We start from the raw sequence: 21453 nt of genomic DNA, 5'->3' as shown, positions 1-21453 counted from the left end.
TTAACTTATAAAAAAACGGCCCCTTCATATTAATGAAGGAACCGTGTACTTAAAGACGGATTTCGTTCTATCTTAACCTTGGCTGCCGATCAGAACATAACGCAGAATAATCAGAACAGCCAGTACCCACATCATCCAGTGGATATCATATTTCTTCTTGCCGGCCAGATTCGCTACGCAAGCCAGAATAACATAAGTAACAATCCCGAACGAGATACCGTTAGCGATGTTGTAAGTGAAAGGCATAATAACGAACGTCAGGAAAGCCGGGATTGCCAGGACCATATCCTGGAAATCAATGTCGCGGATCGATTGAGCCATCAGAACACCGACAATAATCAGGGCAGCGGCTGTAGCAGGGCCAGGAATAAGAGCTACTACCGGGGCCAGGAACAATGCAAGCAGGAAGCACACGCCTGTAGTTACAGCAGTCAGTCCCGTGCGTCCGCCTTCAGCTACACCGGCAGCACTCTCAACATAAGCAGTGGTAGTGGATGTACCCAGCATCGCACCGCCGGCCACGGCTACTGCATCGACAAACATCGCGTTACCGACACGTTTTTTGCCTTCTTCAGCATTCTTCATGATGCCCGCACGTTCAGCAGTACCAACAAGTGTACCGAAGGTATCAAACAATTCTACAAAGGTGAAGGTGGCAATGGCGGAAACAATCCCGGTGTGCATGATGCCTTCCCAGTCAAATTCCCAGAAGTTAAGTTGTGTGAAGTCAGGAACCCAAGGGGTCTGCGGATTACTCAGTGAACTGAAATCTACAGCGCCCATCAGGATAGCAGCGAGTGTAGTACCCAGAATACCGAACAGGATTGCCCCGCGGACACGCAGTACCATCAGGATGGAGATTAGCAGCAGTCCGATAATAACGAGCTGAACATTAGTGTTCTCCAGGCTGCCCATATGAATTACAGTTTCGAAGGAAAGGACATCAGTGAATTTATTAGCAGCAATGTCGCTTCCGGCTTCAACGCCGATCGTCATCAGTCCGCTGTTCTTCAGGCCGATAATGGTGATGAACATCCCGATACCGACCGTGATGGCATGCTTCAGGCTGTCAGGAATTGCAGTCAGCAATATTTGCCGGACCCGGGTAACCGTCAGCAGAATGAAGATGATACCGGAGATAAATACAGCGGTAAGTCCCATTTGCCAAGTGAACTCATGGTCAGTAGTGGCTGAAGACAATACTACGGATGCAAAATATGCGTTAAGGCCCATACCTGGTGCCAGTGCTACCGGGAAGTTAATGAATAAGCCCATAGCAATTGTGAAAATACCTGCTGCCAGCGCCGTAGCGAGGAATACAGAATACCAGCCCATATCAATTCGGCCGAAGGCAGTCAATGTGCTGGGATTCACAGATAGGATATAAGCCATTGCCATAAACGTGGTCAAACCGGCCATAATTTCTGTGCGTACTGTGGTGCCGTTCTCTTTCAACTTGAAAAAGCGATTCAAATTGTTCTCCCCCTAAGGTGTATGTTATGCCATCACAGCAACAGAAAAGCCGGCATCTGGGAAGACACCGGCCCGAAAAAAGAGGGTCTTGCCCGGAATACCCGGTGTTAACCGGTAAATCCAGGTAAGCTGCTCTTCTTAATCGTAGCCAGGTCATTACGGTGACCTCGTAGAGACTTCCAGGCCAATTCCCGGAATTATACGAATATGTATTTGCTGTAGCGCTTTATCATTTTAGGTGTATATGACATGACTTGTCAATGGTAAATACGAACATTACGCGTAAGGTTTATGCAATTGTTCGTAAATCGAACATTTTCATGACAAATTTCGCTTGGTAGAGTTAAGATCCGCCAAACATCGCGGGATAAACGCGGACGGAACTGCCCTTGAGCCAAGCCAAGGTACACTGCAGAAAAAGCGCTGAGCTGGGATTAGCCGGTTGGCATCATTTTCTGTGTATAGCATTTGATTGTCCTTACGTTTGTATGCAGCGCAGGGAAGTTTTCTTAAGCCGACACGGTTTGCCGTAAATTCTTATATTTCAACAAAAAAGCCGGAAACGCCAATAAAGGCGTTCCGGCTCCGGAAACTATAGTCAGCTGCTGCAGCCTACTCCCACTCGATGGTTGCAGGCGGTTTCGAAGTAATGTCGTACACGATGCGGTTCACGTTATCGACTTCGTTGACGATACGTACGGAGATTTTCTCCAGAATATCCCACGGAATCCGCGCCCAGTCAGCGGTCATGCCGTCGATGGAAGTTACCGCACGGATACCTACGGTATAGGAATACGTACGCTCGTCACCCATTACGCCAACACTCTTCATGTTAGGCAATGCGGTGAAATACTGCCAGATCTCGCGGTCCAGACCGGCTTTGGCAATTTCCTCACGCAGAATAAAGTCAGAATCACGAACGATCGTCAGCTTCTCTTCCGTTACTTCACCCAGTACACGGATCGCCAGACCCGGACCCGGGAAAGGCTGGCGCCAGACGATAGCATGCGGCATTCCGAGCTCTTCACCCAGCTTGCGGACTTCATCCTTGAACAGCGTGTTCAGCGGCTCGATCAGGCTGAATTTCATATCTTCAGGCAATCCGCCCACATTGTGGTGCGATTTGATCGTCTGAGCCGTTGCTGTACCGCTCTCTACGATATCTGTATACAGTGTGCCTTGCGCCAGGAATGCGAAATCACCCAGCTTGGCCGATTCTTCGTCGAAGCAATAGATGAATTCATTGCCGATGATCTTACGTTTCTGTTCGGGATCGGAGACACCGGCCAGCTTGCCGAGGAAGCGGTCACGGGCATCGATTTTGACTACATGAATATCAAATTTGCCGACAAAAGTCTCCATAACGCTCTCCGCTTCACCTTTACGCAGAAGGCCGTGGTCAATGAACATACAAGTCAGCTGGTCGCCGATGGCACGGTGGATCAGCATAGCCACAACAGAGGAATCTACTCCGCCGCTAAGCGCGCAGAGCACCTTTTTGTCGCCGACTTTGTCGCGGATATCCTTAACGGCATCGTCAATAAACGATTCCATCGTCCATTTGCCCTCGCAGCCGCAAACTTCGTACAGGAAGTTCGAGATCATCTCGTTCCCGTTCACGGAATGGCGTACCTCAGGGTGGAACTGGACCGCGAAGAACTTGCGTGCATCATTGCTCATCGCTGCGATCGGAGCGCTCTCAGTCCCTGCATCCAGCTTAAAGCCTTCCGGAAGCTCCACAACATGGTCGCCGTGGCTCATCCATACTGTCTGATTGCTCTCCAGACCCGCTGCCAGTACGGAACTAGGCGCGAACTCAACATCCGCTTTGCCGTATTCCCGCTTGGATGCGCGTTCTACCTTGCCCCCCTGCTGCTGAGCCATCAGCTGCATGCCGTAGCAGATCCCGAAGATCGGAAGTCCGAGATCATAAATCGCCGGATCTACATGCGGAGCATCCTCAGCGTAAACACTGCTTGGCCCGCCTGAGAATACAATCCCTTTTGGCGACAGTGCCTTAATCTTCTCCATTGGTGTATTGTACGGCAGAAGCTCGCTGTATACCCCCAGGTCCCGAATTCTGCGCGCTATAAGCTGGTTATACTGTCCCCCGAAATCCAGAACAACGATAATTTCATTTGGCTTGTTCATTACTTGCCTCCCTTGATTATTGGATTCATTATACTCATGGTTAATTCTCAGCGTCAAGGAAAGGCGGCGTCTCATGGACAAGGATTCTTCCTATATGTGGCGGGGGCTGGGCGATTCGGAAGAGCATGGAAAATCAGGCATCCAGATCCTGGAACCGGTATCCGCTTCCACGTCTGCCCGATGGGGATAAGTGTGACGTTATCGCTGCTAACAAGTGATTTTCTCTTCCATAAATGCCCGGTCATAGGGTAATATCCCTGGCGGACTGGAGAGATTGGAGGGTAAGCTGGGCTATTCGCTGAAATCTTTCTGATTGGAGTGTGTTTTATATTGAATAGCGCCCCTGCAACCGGAATCAGGCTGGAGCTACTTACATAGATTTTTAGGACACCTCACCTAGCACCATTCAGACTATTTCTGGGTAGCCTTGGTGAAATCAAGGGCATTAATGCTCCTCATTTACTCCTTAGGACCAAATTCGGCTAAATCAAGGGCACTAATGCTCTTCATTTCCTCCTTAGGACCAAATTCGGCTAAATCAAGGGCACTAATGCTCTTCATTTCCTCCTTTGCTCAACGTCCAGTAGAAAGGGATTTATCCCTTTAATTTTCCCATACCGCCCATTTTCCGCGGATTCAGAGGGATTTATCCCTTTGATTTTCCCATACCACCCACTTTCCGCGGATTCAGAGGGATTTATCCCTTTGTTCTTCCCATGCACCCGACGTCTAGGGGATTCAGCGGGAATCCTGATAGAAGAACAAATTTGTCCTTCAGACGGGGGAGGAATCTGCTCCAAATTCCAAAGAAACTTCCCGACAACAATATGCTCATCTTATCCATACAGACGATTATCATAATTTTCTAAATAGCAAAGAAAAGGCGCTCGCTGCGATAGCAGTGGACGCCTCTTATCTGATCAGGTCAGACGGAATGTAATCGTCAGGCAGATAGCAATGAATGCTGCTGTGTCAATGGCTTCCGCATTCTGGGCAGGAGCACCTGAGCGCAAGGGCTGTGGGAGCGATGCTGCCGCGCCGGGGCGCGGTGGATGCGGGATCGTGCCGGATGCGCCACGGTGCGGCGATTGCGGGACTGCGCCGGATACGCCATCGGGCGGGGGCTGCGGGACCACGCCGGATGCGCCGGGGCGCGGGGGCTGCGGGACCACGCCGGATGCGCCACGGCGCGGGGGCATCCCGCGGGCGGCAGGCCCGCCCGCGGAGCTGCTGTACGCCAGGGTTTCCCACTGGCGTACAAAGTCCCGGACGGCGGCGCGCAGCCGCCCGTCCTCAATGGCCAGGGAGTCTGCGTACTCCCTGGCGGTAACCCCGGGCAGCGGCGGCCCATACCGCGCCGCCAGCCCGTGCCAGGCCAGAGCGGCGGCGCGAAGCTGCCGCTCCCGGCCAAGTCTGCCGGCGCTGCGCACCGCCGGCAGCAGGGCCAGGCTGCGCCGCCAGCGGATGGCGGCAGCCAGCACCAGCGCCGCCGCGGCAAGCGGCGCTGGAGCCGTGCCGCCCGCCTGCGGCAAAGCGGCGGGCGCTGCGGACATGCGGGCTCCCGGCGGCGCAGATGCAGCCGCCGTGCCCGCCCCGCCTGCGGCGGCGGCGGAGACAGCAGCGGGCGTGGGGTCAAAGGGGACCCAGCCGGCGCCGGGGAAATAGACCTCGACCCAGGCGTGCGCATCGCCCCCGGTCACATTATAGCGCTGCGGCATGGAGCCGGGTACAAGCGTCCCAGGGCCGTAGCCCTGGACGTAGCGGGCCGGAATGCCGCTGCTGCGCAGCAGGACCGTCATCGCTGTGGCGAAATGCACACAATAGCCCTGCCGGGTCCCGAAGAGGAAATCATCGGCGAAATCCGCACCGAGTGGCGGCACACGGGTCTTCAGCGTGTAGGTATAGCCGCTCTGCAAATAATCTGCAACCGCTGCAGCGGCATCGTAACGGTTATCCGCAGCAGCGGTTAGCTGCTCAGCCAGCCTCCCTACCCGCTCCGGCATTGCTGCGGGAAGCTGCAAGTACAGGCTGCTGACCTGTGCAGGATCACTCCCCTGCAGCTTGCGCAGCACAGCCGGATCGCTTTCCGGAAGCACGGACTTCACCGTATATTCCGTCACCTTGGCAGACCCCGAAATCTCCGGCAGCCGGAAGCTGCTCTTCTCGGCGTTCGCCAGCACATAACCAAGCTGGCTGCCGTCGGCCAGCCGGACATTCTGTACATCGACTGCCGTCCCTGCATTGAAGAGCGGAAGCCCGCCGGAAGAAGGCCAGGCGAACTGAATCCGCTGGACGAGCTGCTGTTGCCCGGCTGTTTCCAGCCCCGCAACAGGGAGGCCCGTTAAATTAAGCGGTTCATAGGATGCCCCGCTTCTGATCCATCGCCGGCCGTCATAATAAGCCACACTCTCCCCCCGCCAGTAGGAAGCGCGGGCTGCGGTTACGCTGAAGACGGCCTCTCTGCTGGGCGACAAAGGCATACCAAGCTCCCCGTCTCCCGAATTATAGCCGGTGCTGCCTGTCTGAGGCCCGGCAGATTCTCCGGGCCTTTGCGCTTCTGCCCAATTCTCCAGCTTGTTTAGAACCGGCTGAAGCGTAATAGGGACCACCGGCCGGGCACCAAGTCCCTGCCCGCCTATCCAGGCCGCTACTGTCACGGCCACCGCTGTGGAGAACGCCCATATTCCCCATCGGGCGTAAGGAAGAGGCTTGCTTCCTGTCCGCTCCTGCAGACGGAGCAGCCCGCTTAATGCCCGCATCCAGAGAATCAGCCCCGCCGAGACCAGTACATCACCAGCCGTATCGACAGCATAGACCATATCGAGCGCCAGCAGATATACGAGAGTTACACCTGTGAATAAGGTGATACTGCCCCTGTAAAGAGCCAGCTGCTGGACAGATGACACTAATAGGCCCCAGCCAAGCACCAGAATTAACAGTCTGCTGTCCTCACTTAATGCAGAGATGCGGCCTGACAGGAGAAGACGGGTATCCTCCAGGATCTCTGCAGCATATAGCTTCAGCCAGACAGCCCCTTCATTTGCCGCACACAGATAGAACCAGGTCAGGAAGATCAGGAGGAACTGTCCGCACGCCTGCAGAATCCGGGGAAGCTGAATGCAGCCCCATAACAGGAGTCCTGCCGCCGAGAGCATCAGGATCTTCAGGAGCTCCTCCGTCTCCGCCGATGCGGCGATCCGCTTGAGCGGCAGCAGCCACAGGGTGAACATCCCCAGAATAGCCAAAGAGAACAGCCCGCGATAATACAGGGGACTGCTCTCCCTTTTATCAGCGAAGCTGTTCTCCGAACTTTCCGTTTCCAGCCGCCCGTTGTTCCCTGGTGAAATTACCGGGCCGTCCAAGTCTGTTGGCGCAACCCTAATTGGATGTCGGTTTGCCCGGAAATCCATAATGCTCCGCCCCCTTGTACCCTTGTGCAGGAGAGACAACGTTCAGACAATGGATACGGGCGCCGAGGCGCATCAGACTTCCGGATATAGTCCCCCCTGTGCGCTGCTTGCCGCCGGAATCCGCGCTATAGTTGTCAGTGGAATAACTCTGTGCAGACTCAGGGAAGCCATCCTTAGTCTGCCTGGACCCGGCTGTACTCCGCACCGTGTCCGCCGCCTGCCCGCCGCCTGGAGAGGACTGATCCCAGACATAATACAGCTCGACCTTAATTCCCTGGACCAAAAAACGGGCAATCGTCCGGGCAGACTCCTCTTCAAGCCGGCCGGTAATGACGGATACCGTCATACCAGGAATCCAGCCCCGCGAAGCGTCCTCCAGCAGCCTGCTGAGACTCTGAGAGCCGGACGGGGATATTTCCGTCAGCAGGTCTTGTACCCTGCCGGGAATTTGACCCAGACCTTCATGTCTGGGCATCCCTTCCGGCCAGCCGCCGCTGAAGAGCTGCAGGTAGCTGCCGGAACGTTCCGCAGAGAGCATCAGTCCCATTGCTGCCGATACGGCCCGCTCAAAAGCAGGCATTACCGTTCCGCGCTGCCCGCGCGGTACCAGAGCACCGTAAGGAACCTCATAATCCTCCGGACTGTTGGCAAGCACGATACAGGTCATCTGCCCGGCTTCCCGCTCGGGCACTCTGCTCTGAAGGGTCCCTTTGCGTGCGCTGTTCTTCCAGTGAATCCGGCTGAGCGGATCACCGGGAGCATAGTCGCGGATATCCGCCGCTTCTGCGCTGCCCTGTTTCCCCCGCGCGGGAAGCATCCGGTCTCCCGGCATCGCACGGTTATCCGGCAGGCTGCCGGTCAGATACAGCGCCTTCGGGAGCACCTTGAAGCTCTCCCTGCCTTCCGGCTGGCAGCCGCCCGTGAACAATCCCGGCAGATCCCCCCAGGTTACGCCGCAACCATAAAGCTGGTGTATCCCTCTGGGAACAGATTTCAGTTCATACGAGTAAGTGAAGGAGCGCCGGAATCCGGGAAACAGCAGCTCCTGATGGCTGCCTCCGCTCCAGTAATCGGCAACAATCATCCAGGGAAGCGGAATTTTGGAGGCAAAGCTAAGCTGTACTTCTACAGTTACCGTATCTCCGGCCGAAGGGCGTTTGGGCGTTATTATCCGGTGAACAGCTACCCTCCGCGGACCGCAGAGCTGCATAAGCAGACCGCCGGATATTATAATCCCCCCCGCCGACAGAAGCAGCAGCAGCGATTCCCCTCCCCGCCACAGATACAATCCCAGGACAGCTGCTGTTAAGAGCAGCATCCGCCCCCATTCCTGCACAGTAGTGCGGATACGCCGGCGGGAGAGGAACACAGCAGCAGAATTCCCTGTACTGTCATGCTTTTCATACTCATACCTAATCTGATCTATCAATGATGAAGAGGACAAGGACGACACCCTTCCTTTGGTCATAGACTAGCTCCCCGCCAGCCCGCATTTCCTCTGGCCATTCAGCTTCCGGGAGCCTATTACTATCTATTCTTCCCACGAAAAAGGGTGCCCAGACATTCAGGGAATTCTTTTACCCCCAATTCTCCCGGCTATTTATATTATTGCTGCTCTCTCATCGGCTTTACAGTGCTTTAACTCTGCGTTCCTCTGCATTTACACTGGCCTCCAGCGGCGGATGTCCTGTGGCTTCGAGCAAATCCCGCAGGGATACCCATAGGGAGGAACCGATGAGCTGTATATTTGCTGTCTTGAGCTCCACTGCTCCATCCGGCTGGACGATTTCAATCTGCTGTTTCTTTGAATTCAGGGTCACTGTTCGTCCATTCCAGCTTACCTTTCCGCTGCGTGTAGCTGTATCCCAGCCGACTTGCCCGCCCAGCCGTTCCACGGCGGCACGGAGAGGCACGGAATATTGTCCGTCCCGGAAATTGTATTCTCCGGGCTTCAGGACGGTTTCCAGCCTGCCTACCTCCAGAGCTAGCGGTTTGCCGGGTGCAAACAGTTCAGCATTCGGAACAATATTGGCGGATATCCAGGCTGTGGACGGCTTCACCCGCTGCAGCGCTGCTGCCTGAGCCGATACTCTGAACTGTACCGGCGCACTCTGTGCATCCAGTAAGCCGAATTCATAACCGGCCGCTTTGTAACGTTCAATGATGGCCGGCAGCGCTTTGGCACTCTGCTCATGCCCCGATCCGTCATGCAGCAGCAGGACAACACTCGGAGAATCCAGCTCAGCAACCGAATTCTGCACAATCTCTGCAGCAGGCACTCCCCGGCGGCTGGAGTCTCCGCTGTCTACGGTCCAGTCCATCACTTCATAGCCCGCTTGCTTCAGCAGATAAAAATAAGTATTGTCAAAATGGCCAAAAGTGCCTCCCGGTGCACGGACCAGCTGCGGGCGGACACCTGTGATGCCTCTGACCGTCTCCTCTGTCTGTTTGATCTGACGCCAGAACTCCGTGAACCCGCTATAGAGATCATGATAATTGTGATTATAGGTATGATTACCGATGGCGTGTCCCTGTTCCCAGATTGCATTGATCATTTCAGGACGGCTGGCAGCCTGCTCGCCCAGCACGAAGAAGGTAGCCTTCACCCCCTGCTCCTGCAATATCTTAAGCACCTGGGGAGTAACCGCACTCGGGCCGTCATCGAATGTGAGATAGACAACCCGCGTTTTCTTTCCGGGTTTAGCTTCCTGATTAGTTGTGACCGCAGCGTCCGATACTTTCTGTAGGGCGGAAGCTTGCGGATCGGCAGCTTCCGTATAAGCGGAATCCCCCGGACTACGGGGCTGCAGCGGCTTTGCTTCCGCGTTCTTGACGCCAGCCGGCGGCAAATCTTGCACCGGGACATCCGGAGGATTATTCTTAGAGAGTAGTGGTGCTGCAAGGCCCGCTTCAGCCTGCAGGGAGAATGTCCTCCATGAAGCCGGGGATTCCCCTTCGCCCCCAAAGGCCGACATACTCAGTAGTACTGCCATAATAAGCAACCCGCGCATAATAAACCGGCGGATAGGATTCTCCCGGCTTTCCTTCATCTTCTCTACCTCCAGCATTCTACTCACGCTTTCGCGTCATTTGGTAGATTGTATGAAGACAAGCTTCAAAATAGAATTAGGCGTATAGCCTTCGGAGCGTGATAAATTTATGGAAATGCTGAAATGGATACAGGAATTGTTCGCCAGCTATGGATACAGCGTATTGTTCCTTGGGCTTTTGCTGGAATTCATTGCCCTTCCTTTCCCCGGGGAGACTACAATGGCCTTCGCCGGGTTCCTGTCCTACACCGGAAGACTCGATTTCTTCACATTGGTTGTCGTAGCATTTGCAGGGACCACAGTAGGCATGACCATTACTTATTTCATTGGGCTTAAACTCGGCCTGCCCTTCATCCAGCGCTACGGCAAATGGTTCATGTTCTCTCCGGCCAAGCTGGAAAAGACACAGCGCTGGTTCGAGCGGTACGGCAGCGTGCTGATCTCCATCGGTTACTTCGTTCCGGGTGTCCGCCATTTCACCGGCTACTTTGCCGGCATTATCGCACTGCCTTTCCGCAAATTCGCAATGTACGCCTATGGCGGCGCATTGTTCTGGGTACTTTTATTCTTAGGAATCGGCAAAATCTTCGGACCGCAGTGGATGGGCATTTTTCATTTAATGGAAACCTATGCCCTCTGGATTGCCCTCATCGCTGCAGTTATTGCCGCGCTGATAGTGATGTACCGATACCGGAATGCCATCCGTCTCCGGCTGTCCCGGCGCAAAGCCGCGGCTCCGCTTGAGGCGGAAGTCAACGTAAAGGTCAAGGTCAAGGTCAAAGAAACCTCCAAGAGCCGCTGATTTTTTCATGTCATTAATGTTAGGACTCCCTATACCGCTTATTCCATTTGCTATGCAGCAGAAAGTAACCTCCCAGCAACAAGGCAATGACAGCAAAACCCGCCCCGCCCGCGAATCCCAGCATTCTGGGCTCCACATAATCAAGCAGCCAGCCGGCCCCCAGCATGGACAGGCCCAGCAAGGTTCCGCTTACTGCCGCCAGCAGGCCGAATACGGCCGGCTGCAGCGGAGGCGGCGTCTCTCTCATCACCAGCGTATCCAGACAGGCATTGCCGGTCCCTCCGGCCAAAGATAGCAGAATATACAGCAGAAATGCTGCAGCGAAGTGGCCGCTGGCGCTAATCATCATGAGCAGAATGCCCTCGAGCAGCAGGCCGCCGAGCGCTACCGCCATGAGCCCTTTGCGGAATAAGCGGCCGGCAAAGAAACTCAGGCTGAGCCCGATGCCAAGCGCCGCATAGAACGCCCCTACCCCGCTGTCTCCGGTATGAAATACCTGCACAGCATATACGCTGATCAGCACATTGTCCCAGCCATTGATTACCGGCACCAGTAATTCATAGCAGAACACAATCTGCAGTGCCAGACTGCCTCCAATGACTGTGCGCAGCGCCCGCCGCCGTGTCCTTTTGGCAGACAAGCCTAAGGTATGGTTTCCGCCTTCAGCATGCGGTGTTGACTCCCGGCCTGCATCTCCGGCAAGTACCTGCTTGGGATAATGAATCCCCCTTATCAGCAATCCGGCCGCCAGGAACGACACAGCATTCATAATAAAAGCCATGTCCGGACCGAAGTACAGCGAGATAACCCCTCCGGTAAAGGCGCCAACAATTAGCACGCAGCCGTTCAAAAGCTGTTCCAGCCCGTTAATCCGCAGCAAATCCTCCGGCGCTGCCAGCAGCGGGATGGAAGACTTGCGCACCGGACTATAGATGGCCTCACCTGCTGCCATTACAAAGCTCCCGGCATACACCAGCCACAGCATACTCTCCCCGTCTACCCAGAGCAAAGACAAAGCTACCGGCACACGCAGGAAGTCTACAGCCATCATGACCGTTTTGCGCGGCAGTCTGCCAGCCAGCATCCCTCCCAGCGGAGCCATGAACAGATAAGGCAGCACCCGCACGCCAAGAGATATTCCTACAGCCATTCCCGACCCGGTTAAATGAAGCACCAAAGCCAGCATGGCAATACTGCTGAAGCGGTCGCCGATGCCATTGATTAACCCGGCTGCAAACAGCCTTCGATATCCTTTATTGCGCCCCGTAAGTGATCCGGCATTTGTAGTCATAACATAATCCCCTCATAAAATTAAATGTTTATCTAATTAGATGATATTATAATATCCAATTTGGGGCAATGCTTTATTTCCGGCAATTTGCTAAGCTTAGACCATCAACCTGAAGGCAGGTGCATTTCTGTGAAAATAGACCGTCTCCTCTCCATTGTCATTCTGCTGCTGAACCGGCCGCTGATTCAGGCCAAGGAGCTGGCCGATATGTTCGAAGTGTCTGTACGCACCATCTACCGCGATATAGACAGCATTAATACCGCAGGTATTCCTGTCGTCACGTATCAGGGAGCCGGGGGCGGCATCGGCCTCATGCAGGGCTACCGGCTGGACCGCAATGTTCTGTCCGAGCGTGAGCTGGCTGATATCTTCGGCGCGCTGCAAAGCGTCTCTTCTTATGGCGGGGAAGGTCACCAGCTGCTAATGGAGAAAATCAGCAGTGTGATTCCGCCTTCCCAGACTGCCGCCTTCCGCAGCAAAACCACCCAGATGATCGTCGATCTCTCCCCTTGGGGGCTGATGGGCCCGTTGGAGGAGCGGATCAGCCTCCTTAAAGAGGCGCTGGAGGAAAATGCCGTCATCTCCTTCGAATACATCTCGGCCGAGGGCCGGTCAAGTACGCGCACCGTTGAACCTTACACGCTCGTGCTCAAAGGACAAAGCTGGTACTTATACGGCTTCTGCACAGAACGCCGGGATTTCCGGCTCTTCAAGCTGCTGCGGATGAAAGCGTTGGTGAAGGAGAAGCAGCACTATACCCGCCAGGATCTTCCGCTGAAGGAGCTGCCCTGGACGGACGGCTGGAAAGAACCGCAGAATATCCAGCCGATCCGGCTGCACTTTGCACCGGAGGGCAAACATCTGGCAGAAGAGTATTTCGACGCTGAAGAGCTTCAGCAGGATAGCAGCGGCGGGTATACCCTTACCGTGAGTTATCCCGAGAACGACTGGCTGTACGGCTTCCTGCTAAGCTTCGGAACCGTGCTGGAGGTGCTTGGGCCGGAACATATCCGCCGCAGAATGGGCGAGCTGGCCGGAGGCGTTGCAGCTAAGTATGCCGGCAGTCTGGCGCAGCCGCAGCCGGAGGCATCTCCGGCACGAACGCCATAATAAGCAATTTTCCCAATCCTCCCGGTAACCTGAATCTATGCTGTCAGGTTTGCCGGCTTATACTGGACAGGTAGGGGCGGCAAACAGCGCCTGAACCAGAACCCAGAGGAGTGTGCGAGATGGAAACGGAGTCAACGAGACAAACGGAGGGCTTACTCTGCCAGAGCTGCGGAATGCCGGTAACTGATGCGGAGCTGCAGGGCAGCGACAAGGAGGGCAACAAAACGGAGGAGTACTGTATCTACTGTTATGAGAACGGTGAATTCAAGCAGCCCGATATCACACTGCAGGAGATGACTGATCTCTGCGCCGGATACATGGTAGAAGAAGGTATGGATGAAGCTGCTGCCCGACAGATACTCGGCAATTCCCTGCCGCAGTTGAAGCGCTGGAGCTCGGGAGCCGGGGTTAGCTGAGGCGACTAACCGGGCAGAAAAAAGGACCATCCGGCAACCGTTACGGTCTTTGCGGATAGTCCCTTTTTTGCAATTTTAGCTATAGAAAAGATTAAGCTCTTTGAGATTTCACCTTGTTAGGCTGCGGCTGTACTTCCTCCGCTTCTTCCGTCTTCAGGAAGTCCGGCTGCGGCGAAGTCTTTCTGATGAACAACGCCAGCACCAGGGCAAGAACCGTCACCCAGGTAGCTACGGTGAACGCATGGGTAATCCCGTTAATGGTCGCTTCCTGTGTCAGCTTAAGCATCGCCGCCTTATCGGTCTGCGATACCGCACCGCTTGTCAGTGCATCGGTAATGTTGCTCTTCGTACGGTTGGTCATCAGGCTGACGAACAGTGCCATACCCAGTGCACCGCCTACGGTCCGCAGGGTGTTGGACATTGCCGTACCATGCGAAGCCAAACGCTGCGGCAGCTGGTTCAGACCGGCAGTTACGATTGGCATCATCAGCATGGACATCCCGAACATCCGTGCAGTATAAGTCAGGATCAGATGTGTATAGGTTGTGCTGTCACTGATCTGGCTGAATTCCCAGGTCGTAATGGCTGTGATGGCAAGACCGATAACCGCCAGCCATCTTGCGCCGATTTTATCAAATATAATTCCGGTGATCGGAGACATAATACCCATCAGGATGGCACCCGGCAGCAGCATCAGTCCGGATTCCATAGGTGTAAACCCGCGGATTGTCTGCAGATAGATCGGCAGCAGGATCATACCTGCGTACATAGCCATGGTCACAATAATGTTAATTACAGTAGTGAGTGAATACATGTTGTAACGGAAAATGCGGAATTCAAGCAGCGGCTTATCCGCCGTAAGCTCACGCCATACGAACAGCCCCAGGGAGACAACACCCAGGATCAGGCAAAGGATAACGGTTGTGCTGCCCCAGCCGTCTGTTCCGGCGTCACTGAAGCCGTACAGCAGGCCGCCAAAGCCCAGGGTCGATAAGATTACACCCGGCTTATCCAGCTTCGGAGAAGTCAGCTTGCCTACATTCTGCATCGTCTTCATGCCTAGCAGCATCGAGAAGATCGCCAGCGGAAGCACGATGTAGAACAACACGCGCCAGGAATAGTTCTGAACTACCCAACCGGACAAGGTAGGTCCGACTGCCGGGGCAAAAATCATCGCAACCGCCATAAGCCCCATGGCCTTGCCGCGTTCTTCAATCGGGAAGATGCGCAGGAACACAATGTTCATCAGCGGCATCAGAATTCCGGCACCTACGGCCTGAATAACTCTGCCGACCATAATCATTTCAAAGCCTGAACCTACCGCACATACCAGTGTACCTATGGAAAATAGCATCATCGCCGTCGTAAAGAGCTGGCGGGTCGTAAATTTCTCTACCAGATAAGCGCTGATTGGCACCAGCACACCATTAACCAGCATGAATCCTGTAGTCAGCCATTGTGCCGTATTGGCGGCGATCTTCAGGTCCTCCATCATTTTGGGCAGCGCCACATTCATCAGTGTCTGATTCAGCAGCGCCACGAAGGCACCGATCAGGAGCGCTGCGATAATCGGGCCTCTGCGGATCGTCTTGGACGGTGCAGTGCCGGCAGTAAATGTACTCATAATTTCTTGTTGTCTCTCCCTTGTACTAGAATTTTGATGATTTCACCATGCAACCGCAGCAATTCTCCGGCATCCTCTGCAGGTATATTAGCCAGTGGCTGCAGATACCTGCGCAGAGACTGTTTGCTTAACTCCCGGATCTCCTTGCCCTTATCGGTCATCGCCAGCTTAAATATACGTCTGTCGCTCTGCGAGCGTTCCCTGGTAATCAGGCCAGCCTTCACCATCCGGTCCACCACCCCGCTTGCCGCGCTGTTGCCAAGGTGCAGCAGGTCTGCAAGCTCAGTGATACCGATATCGGGATGTGCCGACAACTTACGTAATACCATTAGCTGGGTAGATGTAATCTTGAGTTCTTCTGCGTCCTTCCACAAAAGCTGCTGGAAATTATGGGTGATACAGCGGAAAGAGGATAGAATATCGTCTAACTGCTTTTCTTTTTCCTCCAACATTCATCCCTCCAATAGCTTAATACACAATAATACTTCGCATACGAACTATTTTACTATTTACCTATTTATTCGTCAACAACTTACAGAAATTTTCTGAAAAATCGTTTTTTCTTTTCACTCCTCCCGGGGTGCCGTCAACAAAAGTTTGCGTTTATTGTAGGCTTCCAGGGCCCGAAATATGAATTACACGGAAAGCGGGGGAATTTAATGAGTCTGGAACAACGTAAGAACTGGGGCGGGAATCATAAGATATTATCGGGGATAATCTCAAAACCAGAAGCGCATGCTACAGCTGCAGCTTTATTCCTTGAGCTGCATTCAGCCCTGTATGCTTCAGTAATAAACAGCGGGCAACAGCCGACTTTCGAGGACTCCTTGTGGAGCAATCTGTCAGAGTCAACGCTGCGCAGCTATCCTGTATATACTCCCGGCAGCCATAATTCTATAGTCTGGCATATTTGGCACAGCGCGCGGATCGAGGACATCACCATGAATATCCTTGGTGCAGACCGTGAGCAGGTGCTTCATTCAGAGCAATACGCAGAGCGTCTGCAGACCCCATTCATCCATTCCGGTAATGGAATGAACGATCAGGAGGTGGCTGCGTTCAGTGCAGAGGTTAATATCGGGGCATTGGCAGCGTACCGTAGTGCTGTGGCAGGCAGAACACGGTCCATCATTTCCGCCTTGCAGCCGGGCCAATTCGAAGCCAAAGCTACTCCGGCGCAATTCAGCAGGGTTCTGGAGGAGAAGGCCGTCCTGGAAACCGAGCAGTGGCTGCTTGATTACTGGGGCGGCAAAACGCTGGCCGGACTGGTACTGATGCCTGCCACACGGCATAATTTCGTTCATCTTAACAAAGCGATGCGCGTGAAGCAGAAGCTGCAGAAGTAAGCTATATAACCCGCACTTAAGACAACAACCATTCAAATTACCGGTCAGTCCCTGCGGGATTGGCGGATGCCTTACACTTGATTCTTTAGCGGCAGAGCGAAGTCTTCTCAGGAAGAACTGCAGACATAAATGTTGTACGTTTTGCAACTTGGATTAATGGATAGCTGGGTGCTCGGGAGGATTGTTGTATGAAATACAAGAATAATGCTGCTGAGCCGCTTGAAAAAGATGAAATGCTGCCTTTTGTACAACAATCTTGGATTTGGGCTTATAAGAGGAGGGAATTGTTGTATTATGGGCAGGAATTTATGATAAGCTACCGGATCTCCACCACAGAAAGCGGATGAATTGAAAAAGAGCGGGCCGGAGATTCATCCGGTCCGCTCTTTTTCACATACAGGGCTTCACACATCCCTGTTCTTAAATCCCGCAGCCCACAGTGCCGGTTAATGCAGGTATCAGCTGCGCGACATCATCAGCTGAGGGCTGTTTGCCGCTCTCCAGGCCGCTGGCGATGGACATCATCAGCTTGATCCGGTTAGCCTGGTTCACCACGCTGACTCCGGCATCATAGTCGATGGCCACAATATTAGCGCCCGGATACAGCTCCTTCAGTCCTTTGATCATCCCCCGGCCGGTAATATGGTTCGGCAGGCAGGCAAATGGCTGAATACAGGCGATATTGTTCACGCCGTTATCAAGCAGATCCATCATTTCTGCGGTCAGGAACCAGCCTTCGCCCATCTGGTTGCCTACAGAGACCAGGCGGCTTGCTTTCTCGGCCAGACCATAAATATTCTCCCGGCCTTTGGCCAGTCCGGCTTGCTCCAGCGCCACTTTGACCGGCTTGCGGTAAATCTCAAGATACGAGATCAGCATAGGATTAATATATCCCAGCCGTTTGCTTTTACCGAATTGCTCGGCTTTGTAGATCGGATTATAGACACAATAGAAAATGAAGTCCAGGAAGTCCGGCATCACAGCCTCACCGCCCTCTGCTTCAATCATATCGATAATGCGGTTGTTTGCATCCGGATGGAATTTGATCAGTATTTCACCGACAATGCCGACCTTCGGCTTAACTGCCGGGTTGACCGCGAGACGGGAGAACTCAGCAACGATCTCGCGGCACAGCCGCTTGTACTCACGGAACGAGAAGTTCGACAGGCTTTTCTTGCATCGCTCCATTCCCCCGCGGAATAGAGCCCCGGCGCTTCCCGGAACGGTCTCATACGGTCTGAAACGGTGCAGGAGACGCATCATCAGATCACCGTAGCAGGCCGCCGCAATCAGGCGGTTCGCCAGCTTCAGGCTGATACGGAAGCCCGGCTGATTCTCCATTCCGGATGCATTCAGGGAAATGACCGGGATCTGCCCCAGATTGGAATCCTTCAGAGCCTTGCGGAGCAGGGAGATATAATTGGTCGCCCGGCAGCCGCCGCCGGTCTGTGACATGATTACAGCGGTCCGGTCCGGATCGTATTCCCCGCTCTTCAGCGCGGACAGCATCTGCCCGATGGTTACAATCGCCGGATAACAGGCATCATTGTTCACGTACCGCAGACCTTCCTCCGTCTCCTGCGGTCCAGTCGACTCGAGAATCTTCAGACGATAGCCTGCGTCTTGGAATACCCGTTCAAACAGCTCGAAATGGATCGGTGACATCTGCGGAGCCAGAATGGTATAGGTCTCTTTCATTTCCTTCGTGAAGGGTACATTTGCCTCCGTCTTATACAGCAGCTGAGGCTGCACATCACCCTTCTCCCGCTCACGCATAGCTGCCTGCAGGGAACGCAGACGGATACGCGCGGCCCCCAGGTTGCTGATCTCATCAATTTTAATCAGCGTATAGACCTTATTATGACGCTCCATAATCTCCTGAACGGCATCGCAGGTGATCGCATCAATGCCGCAGCCAAAGGAAGTCAGCTGAACGAGTTCCAAATCGTTTCTTCCCGCAGCCAGCCGGGCTGCACGGTACATCCGCGCATGATAGGTCCATTGGTTGACTACTCCTACATCTCCTTCACTGCGGTCCAGATGGCAGACAGAATCCTCGGTCAGCACCGCAAGCCCCATACCGGTAATCATATCGGCAATGCCGTGATTGATCTCGGGATCAGCATGGTATGGATGTCCGCAGAGCAGAATGCCCTTCGTCCCTGTCTCCGTGAGGAAGACCAGCGTTTCTTCGCCCTTCGTACGCACATCATTCTTCGCCTGATCGGCTTCAGCAAGTCCCGCCTGAACAGCTGCAGCAATCTCCTCCTTGGGAACATCCGCAAAGGTCTTCACCAGCACCCGGGTCAATGCCGGAATATCATCAAAGGTCAGGAACGGACTGACCAGGGGAACACCCTGCTCCTTCAGACCATCCATATTGTTGCGGATAACCTCCGGATAGGAGGCAACTACCGGACAATTGAAATGATTCTGGGCCGCTTCATCTTCCTTCTTCTCAAAGACAACCGCCGGGTAGAAGATGAAATCAACGCCCTTGCCGATCAGACTCTGCACATGCCCGTGGGCCATCTTCGCCGGATAACAGATGGATTCTGACGGAATGGTATCCATTCCGCTCTCATACAGCTTCTTGCTGGACTTCGGCGACAGTACGGTCCGGTAGCGCAGAGTGGTGAAGAAGGTATGCCAGAACGGATAATTCTCGAACATATTCATCGTCCGCGGAATACCGACCGTGCCCCGCACCGCCGCTTCTTCAGGCAGACCTTCATAATCGAAGAAACGTTCATATTTATACTGCATCAGATTCGGCAGCGTATTCTTTTCTTTCTTGCCCCCCGCTCCGCGTTCGCAGCGGTTGCCGGTCACGTGGAAGCTCTTGTCCGGGAAGCGGCTGATGGTCAGCGCGCAGTTATTGGCGCAGCGGCTGCAGCGGCCGGGAGAGACTGAATATTGGAATGTCTCCAGCTCTTCCGGTCCCAGAATAGTGCTGACCCCTTCTGTGCCGGCCTGCTCTTTGGCAATCAGCGCACAGCCGTAAGCGCCCATAACACCGGCAATGTCAGGTCTGACCACCGTTCTTCCGGTCAGCAGCTCAAAGGCCCGCAGCACAGCTTCATTGTAGAAAGTGCCGCCCTGAACAATGATGTTGCGGCCCAAATCTTCAGGATTACGGATTTTGATAACCTTTTGCAAGGCATTCTTAATGACGGAATAGGCAAGACCGGCCGAGAGATCCGCCAGCGACGCCCCTTCCTTCTGTACCTGCTTCACCTTAGAATTCATGAACACTGTGCAGCGTGATCCCAGATTCACCGGCTTGCCAGATTCGAGCGCCGATTGGGCGAACTCCTCAATTCCAAGCTCCAGCGCGGAGGCGAAGCTCTCCAGGAAGGAACCGCAGCCTGCCGAGCAGGCCTCATTCAGCATCAGGCTGTCAATGGCGCCGCCGCGGATCTTGATGCACTTCATATCCTGGCCGCCAATATCGAGGATAAAGTCTACTTCCGGCATGAACTTGGAGGCCGCTTTATAATGGGCTACGGTCTCCACTTCGCCGCCGTCCGTCCGCAGTGCGGCCTTGACCAATCCCTCGCCGTAACCGGTAGCATAAGCTCCTGCGATATAGCAGCCTTCCGGCAGAATCCGGTAGATTTCCTTCAGCGCATCCGTGACAGACTGCAGCGGGTTGCCTTTATTGCTTCCATAGGAAGTGTATAGAATCTCATCCGCCGAGCCGGTAATCACCAGCTTTGTCGTTGTAGAGCCGGCATCAATGCCAAGATAAAGAGGTCCGCGATAGGCGGACAACTCGGAACGCGGTGCCGTCGCTTGGCCGTGGCGGAGTCTGAACTGCGCCAGGTCATCCGGCGTCTCAAACAGCGGTGCCAGCTCGGCATCCTCCGCCCGGTCCAGTGTGAAGTCCACGGAAGCAATCCGTGAGATCCAGCGAGGCAGCGGCAGGAACAGGGGATCAGACTGCGCAAGCGCCGAACCGATAGCGACAAAATACTGCGAATGCTCCGGGAACAGTATATCCCCTTCCTTAAGCCCCAGCGTATCCGCGAAACGGTCGCGGAGTGCAGACAGGAACGTCAGCGGTCCGCCCAGAAAAGCTACACGGCCGCGGATCGGCCGGCCGCAGGCAAGTCCGCTGATCGTCTGGTTCACAATGCTCTGGAAGATCGATGCCGCCACATCCTCGCGGCGTGCCCCTTCATTCAGCAGCGGCTGCACATCACTCTTGGCAAATACCCCGCAGCGTGAAGCGATCGGATAGATCCGCTCATGCTTCACTGCAAGCTCGTTGAGCCCGCCTGGGTCGGTCTGCAGCAGCGAGGCCATCTGATCGATGAAGGCTCCGGTGCCCCCCGCGCAGGCGGTATTCATCCGTTGCTCAATGCCGCCGCTGAGATAAATAATCTTGGCATCTTCACCGCCAAGCTCAATCGCTGTATCACATTGCGGAATCCGTTCGCTGATCGCCTTGGTACAGGCAATGACCTCCTGGACAAAAGGAATCTCCCCCAGTTTGGATAGTGATAAACCGGAGGAGCCGCTTACAGTTAGTGCGGCTTCGCTATCCGGGAACCGGTCCTGTACATCTGACAGGAGAGATAACGCCGCTTTTTTTATATCGCTGAAATGACGCACATAATCTTGATAAATAATTGTATCCCGTTCCATAACAACCAATTTGGCCGTAGTTGATCCGACGTCAAGCCCAATACGCAGTATTTTCATGCCATCCCCCATGCCTTGCTCCAAATTTGAAGTAATATGAGGCAACTATATCATGAGAGAGGCTGACCAAGGC

General features: G+C 54.3%; 14 protein-coding genes and 1 riboswitch. Of the genes, 5 read left to right on the top strand and 9 right to left on the bottom strand.

Features of this window, described 5'->3' with window-relative positions; all coding sequences use genetic code 11:
• Positions 1–72: 72 nt before the first annotated feature.
• From PBOR_RS03215 to PBOR_RS03195, 5 genes are all read right to left on the bottom strand, one after another.
• Positions 73–1473, bottom strand: coding sequence for an NCS2 family permease (locus PBOR_RS03215; protein WP_042210440.1), 1401 nt, complete (start codon positions 1471–1473; stop codon positions 73–75).
• 125 nt (positions 1474–1598) lie between these two features.
• Positions 1599–1698, bottom strand: a riboswitch (purine riboswitch).
• A gap of 387 nt (positions 1699–2085) precedes the next feature.
• Positions 2086–3624, bottom strand: coding sequence for a glutamine-hydrolyzing GMP synthase (gene guaA, locus PBOR_RS03210; protein ID WP_042210439.1), 1539 nt, complete (start codon positions 3622–3624; stop codon positions 2086–2088).
• A gap of 920 nt (positions 3625–4544) precedes the next feature.
• Positions 4545–7034 carry a transglutaminase domain-containing protein gene (locus tag PBOR_RS03205; protein WP_042210438.1) on the bottom strand — a complete coding sequence of 830 codons (2490 nt, stop codon included), beginning with the start codon at positions 7032–7034 and terminating at the stop codon, positions 4545–4547.
• Positions 7003–8502 (bottom strand): DUF58 domain-containing protein, encoded by a 1500-nt coding sequence (locus PBOR_RS03200; RefSeq protein ID WP_081971891.1) that lies wholly within the window; start codon positions 8500–8502, stop codon positions 7003–7005. Before PBOR_RS03200 ends, PBOR_RS03205 begins: the two co-directional genes overlap by 32 nt.
• Positions 8503–8662: 160 nt before the next feature.
• Positions 8663–10102, bottom strand: coding sequence for a polysaccharide deacetylase family protein (locus tag PBOR_RS03195; RefSeq protein ID WP_245648225.1), 1440 nt, complete (start codon positions 10100–10102; stop codon positions 8663–8665).
• A gap of 91 nt (positions 10103–10193) precedes the next feature.
• On the opposite strand from PBOR_RS03195, the gene PBOR_RS03190 reads away from it, so the two are divergent.
• Entirely contained in the window at positions 10194–10886 is a 693-nt protein-coding gene (locus PBOR_RS03190; RefSeq protein ID WP_042210435.1) for a DedA family protein, read from the top strand.
• 19 nt (positions 10887–10905) lie between these two features.
• On the opposite strand, the gene PBOR_RS03185 is transcribed toward PBOR_RS03190, so the two are convergent.
• A complete protein-coding gene (locus PBOR_RS03185) occupies positions 10906–12177 on the bottom strand; it encodes an MFS transporter (protein WP_042210434.1) in 1272 nt (423 codons plus the stop codon).
• A gap of 129 nt (positions 12178–12306) precedes the next feature.
• Between PBOR_RS03185 and PBOR_RS03180 the strand changes: the two genes are divergently transcribed.
• On the top strand, positions 12307–13287 hold the full coding sequence (locus PBOR_RS03180) for a helix-turn-helix transcriptional regulator (protein WP_042210433.1): 981 nt from the start codon (positions 12307–12309) through the stop codon (positions 13285–13287).
• 119 nt (positions 13288–13406) lie between these two features.
• A complete protein-coding gene (locus PBOR_RS03175; RefSeq protein WP_042210432.1) occupies positions 13407–13703 on the top strand; it encodes a zinc ribbon domain-containing protein in 297 nt (98 codons plus the stop codon).
• Between the two features lie 91 nt (positions 13704–13794).
• Here PBOR_RS03175 and PBOR_RS03170 read toward each other — a convergent pair whose 3' ends face one another.
• Both PBOR_RS03170 and PBOR_RS03165 read right to left on the bottom strand, forming a co-directional pair.
• The gene (locus PBOR_RS03170; protein ID WP_042210431.1) at positions 13795–15327 is read right to left on the bottom strand and encodes a DHA2 family efflux MFS transporter permease subunit; all 1533 of its coding nucleotides are present in this window, start codon (positions 15325–15327) and stop codon (positions 13795–13797) included.
• Positions 15324–15779, bottom strand: coding sequence for a MarR family winged helix-turn-helix transcriptional regulator (locus tag PBOR_RS03165; protein WP_042210430.1), 456 nt, complete (start codon positions 15777–15779; stop codon positions 15324–15326). Before PBOR_RS03165 ends, PBOR_RS03170 begins: the two co-directional genes overlap by 4 nt.
• 207 nt (positions 15780–15986) lie before the next feature.
• On the opposite strand from PBOR_RS03165, the gene PBOR_RS03160 reads away from it, so the two are divergent.
• Both PBOR_RS03160 and PBOR_RS36785 read left to right on the top strand, forming a co-directional pair.
• A complete protein-coding gene (locus PBOR_RS03160; RefSeq protein ID WP_042210429.1) occupies positions 15987–16673 on the top strand; it encodes a DinB family protein in 687 nt (228 codons plus the stop codon).
• A gap of 188 nt (positions 16674–16861) precedes the next feature.
• Complete coding sequence (locus PBOR_RS36785; RefSeq protein WP_157763962.1) at positions 16862–17020, top strand: hypothetical protein; 159 nt, start codon at positions 16862–16864, stop codon at positions 17018–17020.
• Positions 17021–17093: 73 nt separating this feature from the next.
• Here PBOR_RS36785 and PBOR_RS03155 read toward each other — a convergent pair whose 3' ends face one another.
• On the bottom strand, positions 17094–21374 hold the full coding sequence (locus tag PBOR_RS03155; protein WP_047171608.1) for a 2-hydroxyacyl-CoA dehydratase: 4281 nt from the start codon (positions 21372–21374) through the stop codon (positions 17094–17096).
• Positions 21375–21453: the final 79 nt, after the last annotated feature.

Origin of the sequence: Paenibacillus borealis (assembly GCF_000758665.1) — a bacterium.
In the GTDB taxonomy this organism is placed as follows: Bacteria; Bacillota; Bacilli; order Paenibacillales; family Paenibacillaceae; genus Paenibacillus_AQ; species Paenibacillus_AQ borealis.
Note: the sequence above shows the minus strand (reverse complement) of the source record. Positions and strands in the feature narration are given on the sequence as shown.